This window comes from Vibrio sp. 10N.222.47.A9 (assembly GCF_963872585.1).
GTDB lineage: Bacteria > Pseudomonadota > Gammaproteobacteria > Enterobacterales > Vibrionaceae > Vibrio > Vibrio splendidus.
The window spans coordinates 1-8,130 of record NZ_CAWNBB010000049.1; the positions used below are offsets into that span (position 1 = coordinate 1).

The following is an 8,130-nucleotide window of genomic DNA, read 5'->3' on the forward strand; positions in this document are numbered from 1 at the left end:
AGTTGATTAATAAAATGAATTGAATATGTATTACCTATGTAATACATATTTGCTTTTAAGGCTCTGTATCTATTTTAAGACATTTCATAGAGCCTTAGTTTGGACTTAACTTCTAGCACGGATGAACATGACACCTGAAGCGTCTTATTACCTGTTCTGGGCCTTCTCTCCTTGTAAAGACTAACACTTTAAACGTGTCTTTAACCATGACTCTTATCGTTGCCTTGGTTCCCCTGCGGCTAGGCTTTGTTTGAACCCCGTTATTGTCCTTAGAGTCATAGCGCCTTGTCGTTCCCTCCTCGTTGTTCTCTCTGTCTTCGAATAAGTTCGTGTAAGGGCTTGTTTTCTTATGCGCCGATTTTCTTTCACTCGCATCATTTTCGGGCATGCAGGCTGTTAACCGTTTCTCCCCACAATCTGCTTTACAAGGGAGGCTTCGCCGCTGTGCGCCCTTGCAAAGCAGAACGATGTTGAGAGAGCGGACAGCCAAGCGGCTCCGAAAAGTGATACTCAAACAGAAAGGAAACTCTCATGGCGCAACAAAACTCAACCCCAACTCTCTCTAATTCAAATTCATCGACCAGCGTTTCGCCGCTGGGGCACGAAAGCTCACCAAAAAATGATATCTCTAGTCCTTTGGCGGTATTGAAGTTGCGCTCTCAAGTCAAAAAGTGTCGTGATGAGGCAAAAAAAAGTATGATTGGGTTTTCAAAATCCAGCGTTTGAAAATGTTCAGTCGTCGTCAATCGCCCGAGCAGCAGGCTGATATCGCAGCGTTAAAAGACCAAGGGTTCGTTGAAGCTATCAAGCAGCAGTTTCCGCTATTGGGGTCGCGTCGTTTTGCTTTCCATGAAATCCGTGACTTTTTCATCGAATTAAATGGCGCTGGCTTTGGTGAATGGTTTCTTCACGAGCGAGCGGATTACATCATTCTTTACACCACTTACGGTTCTGTGTTTCCCGCGTTGCGATTTGTGACAACGGGAGAGGGGACGTTTAAGTGCTCAGGATTTTGTTTTGATGTGCGTTTTGGCGCTTAGGGGGTTACATGACAGTTCGGTCTACAGTATCCGCTGATATATCCATGCACGTGGTTAGAGTGAATTCAACTGACTTTGAATCCACGATTAAGGCTGTCAAGATTCATGATATTTTGGTGAATGAGTTTGGGTATACCGACTCTTTAATACTAGAGGAAGGCAACGGCTTTGTTGCGTAATTCAGTGTAGAGACAGAGTTGCCCCGTTTCGTATGTTTTTCAGCCAACACGACAAGTTGCAGGCATACCTAACCCAGTAAGCTTATTCCGCGCTTTTATCATTGCGTAAGTTTCACCTACCTGTGCATTGTCATTTCTTAAGCTTAATCGACCACCAGCAACTGTTTAACTCGATTCATCACTGTTTGGTAACCATACCGCTCTTTCCAATACGTATTTGAGCCATATAACTTCTGGCTGCCCCTTCTCTTGGAGGAATAAGCGAAACGGCTCGCTTAATCGTATCGTGACACGCTCTCGTGTCATAAGCGCCGTCGTGATAGCTAAATCACTGAACCGACGTGGCCTTCCGCGCTTATTGTGTTTGCTTTACGCCCAGCTACTTATCGCTTCTTCATCAATCCAAAAGGTCAGGGATCCAGGGTTAATGAGTGATTGGTTGTATTTATTGCTTCCAGTTGGTTGTTTTGTAACGAGGTCTAGGCATAGGGCTACGAGAGGGAGTGGAAGTGAGCGTAGGTTGTAGATTTAGTTCCATTGAATTACGCAACAAAGCCATTATGAGGGGATCAGTCAGTGCCGTTCTCTACCGACTGATGCTAATAACAGATTAGTTAAAAACGTCTGTTAGAACCTAAACCTTTAAAACAAATAAATACATATATAAATAAGTAATAAACTATAAACAATACAATCAATATTTCTAATTACATTTGCTGAGGGAGTCACATAATGACAATACATTCATTGTGGTTATTGTTAGCTATTGTGTTTTGGGATAGTTTACATTTCGTTGAAATATAAAGAAATAAAATCATGAGCGCCTATAACAACATTAATTTTGATAGAATTGTTAATTCAATAAATAAATTTGTGGATGTTGACAACGAAGACAAAATAATTGAAATCATTGATTCCATAAATGAGAAACAAACAATAATAAATAGTGAAGTCAAGGAAATATATCGTGTATTCTTCATTTGGATTGGAAACATAAACTCACGATCTTTAGAATACATAGAGTTCTGGAATGATTGCTTTAAAGATAGATACCAGTTATATCTATATATTGATAGCCAATTTCTACTCTTTAATCATCTTAAAGAAATATTTTACATTTACAATAATATTAATAATGAAACACCAGCAGAAACGATAATCCAGCATCAAAACGAATTTTATCACAAGATCGGTAATATTATATCTAAGGGGAAATCATTTGATGAGGCCCTTCTCCATATTGCCAGTACTATTGATATCGATTTAAGTCAGCCGTTAAAACTTGCGAGGTTAAAAATTCATGCATTAGGGAAAATTATTAATATTATTGATATAAGTGCCTTAAATGATGTCTTTTATAATGACCGTCTTAGACGTATGTACTTTAACGAATTAACGCTAAGACACAACGCAGCTTGTGCTTCGGATATATTGAGATTAAGTCTGCTATATAGAGATGGTGGTATGTATGTTGACGTCGATACTTTGCCATCGCACCGAGCCGTGTACAAAGGACTCGCCGCCAGTTATGGATCATTGAACGAAAATATTATCGACATTTTGAAGTCCGAATACCTATTGAGGGAAATTAGAAAGCTCAAGCGACGCTCTGAGAAACGAAATGTGTGTGTCGCTAAGATTGAAGAAGAAGTGGGGAACTGCGAGTTCATTGAAGCTTTAAAAACACGAGCCACAAACAATGCCAAAGCGCTGTTTTCTCAGAAACCTGTGTATGTCCACCGCGATATTATGAAAATTGCTACGATCAATCGATATTATGAGGTGAACAACAATGTTTTGGTTGCGCACAAGGGCAGTCGAACAGCCCGCATTGTTCTGCGTGAAATGGCTCGTCGATACAAATACCTTGAGAGTAACAATTTGCTCTTCTCAACCCTATCCAAAGAGAAGAAAGTTGATGAGTACCTTTCTCGGTTAGACAGATATCGCTTTGATTCACTCACTCGTAATCAAGGAACGGATGTAACACTGATGCTAACTGGCCCATGCTTAATCCATGAAGTGTTATTAGGTTTGCTCTATGAAGTGTGCCACGTTCCGAAGTTCATATCGCCTTTTTCAGTATCATATCTGTTTCGCGTAAATCGTTCTTTTTTAGGGTTTCAACATCAAATTAATTATACACCAGAACATATGAGGTCTTCATGGATGTAAAAAAAGCATTAATCCCATTGGGTATTATTTTAGGGGCGCTAGCAATATATCAGTGTGGGGAAAATTACTATAAATTAGGTAATATTAATGGATTAAGCGATAATTTAAATGGTCAGTGGGACTGTCAATACTATAAAGGTACGAGCGGTGGCAAATCCAACATTAAATTCAATTTCGAAAATGATAATAAATACACGTCAAAGTTATCTTTAACGATCTATGGAAAAAATAATTCAGGAAATCAATTCTATATCTTGGATGAACAAGGTAAATATAACCTAGACAACGATGATCTGGTTTTAAATCAGAAGGTTTGTACACTTGAAAAAGTAAGTAAAAATAAAGACGATGCCACTTATCGTGCTTTACTATCTTATTGTGAAGAAACGACTGATGAAAAATTCAAGATACTAGAGTTTACAGGTTCACAACTTTCAATGACTCAGAACTTTACCGAAAAATATCAGTGTAAAAAGATCAAATGAAGATAAATTATAACGAATAAGTTTTTCAATATCGGTGGGATTGAATATGGTCGCATTGTTCTTAAGCGATTTTTCAATTCCTAATGCAAATCATACTATAAGAGTATAACTATGAAAAAAGTAGAATGTAGTAAAATTACGGCACTAGATCCAAGCGATACCCAGCATGTGGTTGGGGGATCGCGTAGATCTGACGCACTGAACACCGCACTTGGTGGCGATAGAGGCTGTGGCTCCGGCGCTCGCGATGCGCAAAACGGCAATATGGGGACTAATATGAATCATTCAGGTGGCTGTGGATCTGAAGCGGGTAAAAACAGTGGAGGCGGCGGTGGCGGTGGCGGTAGCAGCCGCGTTATCTGTACTCACTTCTATCGTAAAGGAATGCTTGATGCTGAAGTTTGGCGCGCAGACCTTCAGTACACGCAAAACCATCTGTCAGAGACCACAGTACGTGGCTACCATTACTGGGCAATTCCGTACGTCGAATTAATGCGCAAGAGTCCTCTAGCTGAAAAAATCATGTACCCAATTGCCAAGTATCGAGCGATTGAACTGGCTTATCAAATGAAAATTGTGGAAAAAGGCTCTTTACGCGGTAAAGCGGTACGCTTAGTCGTTGAGCCTGCTTGTTTCTTAATTGGTTGTGTGTGTAAACAAAAAGATTGGCAAGCACTTTGGCAGAAGTAGTAATTCCTGGGCATAAGCTCATGAAAAACGAGGATTAGGTGAAGGCTTAATGCCTCCACGTATTTCGGTAAGGGAAGGACAACTATGGTCTTTCCCTTTTTTAAAAGAGAAGCGAATGATCTTTCGTAAAGAAGTCATGGAGGCAAATAAAAACCGCCTCACAGGAAAAATCATTATTCATCAACGACTGTCGAGTTATCCTTTACATCTGTTCATTTTTATCACTTTTCTGACTGTCATTATTTACCTGTCCCAATGCAGTTATTCGCGAAAAGAAACGGTTAAAGGTTACTTATTACCCTCCAAAGGTGTCATTAAGGTAGTCTCTGGCCGAAAGGGGGTATTGGTGCGGTTACTTGTTCAAGAAGGCAGTAATGTGGAGCGTAACCAACCAGTTGCGAAGCTTAGAGACAGTAAAGGTATGACTGGAGGTGTCGATGTTTCCATGGCTTTGAAAAATGAACTTCAACTGCAACGTCAAGCCCTCCAGTCTGAGTTGGGCATTCAAGCCGCGATCTTTGACAAAGAGGAACGTCGAATCGACACCCAATTGAAGCAAAGGAATAGAAGCCTCAAAGCGATTGAAAAAGCAAAAGCAACGAGTTTGTTGCGTTTGGGTCTCAAAGAACAACAATATAAAAAGAACAAAAGCCTTCACCACAAAGGTTACCTATCGTCGACTGAGTTGGCAGCAGTACATGAAGAGTATTTAGAAGCGTTAGAGTCGTCTGATCGGTTGGAAAAAGAATTGGCGTCGGTACTCGTCGAGATTGACGCGCTTCAGTCCGCCAGAGTCTTGCTACCTGAGCAAAGATTTCTAAAAAAAACGACGATAGAAAGGGGGATCTCTCAGCTAGAAACCCGGCGGATCGAACTAGACAACGAATATGAGTTTGTTATTACCGCGCCTGAATCTGGCATGGTCACCGCGATTCAACCCTCTGTGGGATCTTATCTTACGACTGACACGATTATACTTAATATCATTCCTCAAAACTCACCGCTGGAAATGGAATTACTATTGCCTACTCGTTCCGCAGGCTTCGTCCAACTGGGTGATGAGGTCAGGATTAGATTTGACGCCTTCCCTTACCAAAAGTTTGGATTAGTGAAAGGTCAGGTCACGAATATTGATCAAGCGTTAGTACTTCCTAGCGATAAAGTGTTTCCGATCAAAACAACGGAAGCGATGTATCGTGTGAGAGCAAAACTGGCGACCCAAGCGATAACCGCGTATGGAAAACAGTTTCCTCTAAAAGTCGGTATGATCGCTGAAGCCGATATTATTCAAGAAAAACGCAGCCTACTTGAATGGCTTCTGGATCCTATTTATGCAATTAAAGGAAAACTGGGATAATCATGCTTAATCTACCCAAATCAGCTGTTAAAGCACTTAACCCTATAGAATTATTGTCGTTCTCATCGATTAAATCGGTTCCCCTCATTACGCAATCAGAAATGGCTGAGTGTGGATTGGCCTGTTTAGCTATGATTTGTTCCTACTACGGATTCAAAGTGGATATCGCCTCGTTAAGGAAGCACTCTCTCTCTACGACTCAAGGAATGAGCTTGAAAGATATGATGGACATTGGAAGCGAGCTTCAGCTCTCTTCACGTGCAGTAAAGTGTGAGTTAGAAGACCTTCGCCATCTTTCCACACCCTGTATTCTTCATTGGAATTTGGACCATTTTGTTGTTTTAACCAAGGTCACCAGAAACGCAGTGATTGTGAACGATCCAGCTGTGGGAAAACGAAAACTGAGCCTCGAAGATGTAAGCAATAGCTTCACTGGTGTTGCGTTAGAGCTCACTCCGAGTACGAGCTTCAAGAAGAAAGACATACAGGTTACCTTGAAAATTTCTCAACTGTGGGAGAGGATAGAGGGGTTCAAACGTGCATTAGTGTCACTTGTTTTTTTGTCTGTCGTGATGCAATTTGCCGCGCTGCTCTCTCCCTACTATATGCAGTTGGTCATTGATTCTGTGCTACTAAGTAATGACCAACCGTTGCTCCTAGTGTTAGCAATTGGCTTTATGTTGCTCTTGTTTGTACAGGTGTTCGTAAGCACGTTAAGAAGTTGGTTTATTCTAAAATTTAATAGCATGATGAGCATACAAATGGGGGCTAATCTTTTCCACCACCTCTTGCGGTTGCCCATTGGTTACTTTGAAAGTCGTCATATTGGCGATATCGTTTCTCGATTTGGTTCCATCGTTTCTATTCGCAACATGCTCACAACTGGGTTAGTTGAGTCGCTTATTGATGGATTGATGGCAATGGTCGTTCTGGTAATGATGTTTCTTTACAACGCGAAACTCGCAGCCATCGTTATTGCTGTTGTAACCGCGTCTTATGCTGTACAGCTTGCTTTCTATTACCCTAACCGCCGGTTAACAGGAGAACTGATTCTCGTGTCAGCAAAAGAAGATTCTAACTTCTTAGAAACGTTGCGAGCGATGCAAACAATCAAGTTGTTTAGTAATGAAACTAATCGCCAAAACATGTGGCTGAATCGATTTGCTGAAGTAATTAATGCGGAGATCAAGCTAGGCCGTCTTCACATCGCGGAGTCTCATGTAAACAAATTATTATTTGGTGTTGAAAACATTCTTGTTGTCTATTTTGGCGCCTTAGCCGTAATGGACGCTCAGCTGACAGTTGGGATGCTAATTGCTTTTATTGCCTACAAAACGCAATTTACCACCAGTATGACAAACTTTATTGATAAGGTATTTTCTTTTAAATTACTCGAACTGCACTTGGAAAGATTATCGGATATCGTGTTCGAAAAGCGTGAAATTGTCCCCGCCGCAGCGGTCTTACCGAAACAGCTATCCGGTCACATTCGCTTTGATAATGTCAGCTTCCGATATGCAGACAATTTAGACTGGGTGTTAAAAGAGGTGTCATTTGAGGTGATGCCAGGGGAATGCGTGGCATTGGTCGGTCCTTCAGGCTCAGGAAAAACGACGATAATGAAGCTCTTGTTAGGGATTTTGACTGCCGAGGAAGGGATCATATATGTTGATGGTGTAAAAATTAACGATGTTGCCCTGCATGACTATCGCAGTCGGTTTGGGAGTGTCATGCAAGACGATGTCTTGTTTTCCGGAACCATATGCGAAAACATTACGATGTTTGAGTCTGATTATGATTTTAAACGTTTGGAACAAAGTTGTTTAGAAGCTAACATACTGGATGAAATCATACGATTACCGATGGGATTTCATTCTTTAGTTGGCGATATGGGAAATAGTTTTTCCGGTGGACAATTGCAACGGCTCTTTCTTGCTCGTGCTTTGTATAAACAACCCCAAGTGATGTGTTTAGATGAAGCGACGAGCCACTTAGACACTGACAACGAAAATCAAATTAACCTTAACATTCGTAAGATGAATATGACCCGACTAATTATTGCTCACCGTAAAGAGACGATTGCATCAGCCGATCGCGTGATTAGACTATAGCCAGCATCAACACCAATGAACCAATGCCTACCTAATCCTAGGCTTAGATGGGCTTACGGTTTTTGGGCGGTTGTTAGGCTTTGTTGCGTAATT

General features: G+C 41.0%; 7 protein-coding genes and 1 pseudogene. 7 read left to right on the top strand and 1 reads right to left on the bottom strand.

Features of this window, described 5'->3' with window-relative positions; genetic code table 11:
* Positions 1–531 precede the first annotated feature (531 nt).
* On the top strand, positions 532–726 hold the full coding sequence (locus AACT19_RS15760) for a hypothetical protein (RefSeq protein ID WP_228607575.1): 195 nt from the start codon (positions 532–534) through the stop codon (positions 724–726).
* Between the two features lie 2 nt (positions 727–728).
* Positions 729–1,040 carry a hypothetical protein gene (locus tag AACT19_RS15765; RefSeq protein ID WP_228607570.1) on the top strand — a complete coding sequence of 104 codons (312 nt, stop codon included), beginning with the start codon at positions 729–731 and terminating at the stop codon, positions 1,038–1,040.
* A gap of 218 nt (positions 1,041–1,258) precedes the next feature.
* On the opposite strand, the pseudogene AACT19_RS15770 reads toward AACT19_RS15765, so the two are convergent.
* Positions 1,259–1,706, bottom strand: a pseudogene (locus AACT19_RS15770) (transposase).
* 329 nt (positions 1,707–2,035) lie between these two features.
* Here AACT19_RS15770 and AACT19_RS15775 point away from each other — a divergent pair.
* The 5 genes from AACT19_RS15775 to AACT19_RS15795 all read left to right on the top strand — a co-directional run bounded on the left by AACT19_RS15775 (position 2,036) and on the right by AACT19_RS15795 (position 8,037).
* Positions 2,036–3,394 carry a TcdA/TcdB catalytic glycosyltransferase domain-containing protein gene (locus AACT19_RS15775; RefSeq protein WP_076647218.1) on the top strand — a complete coding sequence of 453 codons (1,359 nt, stop codon included), beginning with the start codon at positions 2,036–2,038 and terminating at the stop codon, positions 3,392–3,394.
* Positions 3,385–3,879 (top strand): hypothetical protein, encoded by a 495-nt coding sequence (locus AACT19_RS15780; protein WP_076647220.1) that lies wholly within the window; start codon positions 3,385–3,387, stop codon positions 3,877–3,879. The genes AACT19_RS15775 and AACT19_RS15780 overlap by 10 nt, the downstream gene beginning before the upstream one ends.
* Before the next feature lie 111 nt (positions 3,880–3,990).
* On the top strand, positions 3,991–4,569 hold the full coding sequence (locus AACT19_RS15785) for a hypothetical protein (protein WP_076647223.1): 579 nt from the start codon (positions 3,991–3,993) through the stop codon (positions 4,567–4,569).
* 49 nt (positions 4,570–4,618) lie between these two features.
* Positions 4,619–5,926, top strand: coding sequence for an HlyD family secretion protein (locus AACT19_RS15790; protein WP_228607571.1), 1,308 nt, complete (start codon positions 4,619–4,621; stop codon positions 5,924–5,926).
* A gap of 2 nt (positions 5,927–5,928) precedes the next feature.
* Complete coding sequence (locus tag AACT19_RS15795) at positions 5,929–8,037, top strand: peptidase domain-containing ABC transporter (protein WP_076647229.1); 2,109 nt, start codon at positions 5,929–5,931, stop codon at positions 8,035–8,037.
* Positions 8,038–8,130 lie beyond the last annotated feature (93 nt).

Bases quoted from the DNA above. Each gene is read 5' to 3' on its own strand.
- AACT19_RS15775 (WP_076647218.1), top strand. From the start codon at position 2,036: ATGAGCGCCTATAACAACATTAATTTTGATAGAATTGTTAATTCAATA.
- AACT19_RS15765 (WP_228607570.1), top strand. From the start codon at position 729: ATGTTCAGTCGTCGTCAATCGCCCGAGCAGCAGGCTGATATCGCAGCG.
- AACT19_RS15795 (WP_076647229.1), top strand. From the start codon at position 5,929: ATGCTTAATCTACCCAAATCAGCTGTTAAAGCACTTAACCCTATAGAA.
- AACT19_RS15785 (WP_076647223.1), top strand. From the start codon at position 3,991: ATGAAAAAAGTAGAATGTAGTAAAATTACGGCACTAGATCCAAGCGAT.
- AACT19_RS15760 (WP_228607575.1), top strand. From the start codon at position 532: ATGGCGCAACAAAACTCAACCCCAACTCTCTCTAATTCAAATTCATCG.
- AACT19_RS15780 (WP_076647220.1), top strand. From the start codon at position 3,385: ATGGATGTAAAAAAAGCATTAATCCCATTGGGTATTATTTTAGGGGCG.
- AACT19_RS15790 (WP_228607571.1), top strand. From the start codon at position 4,619: ATGCCTCCACGTATTTCGGTAAGGGAAGGACAACTATGGTCTTTCCCT.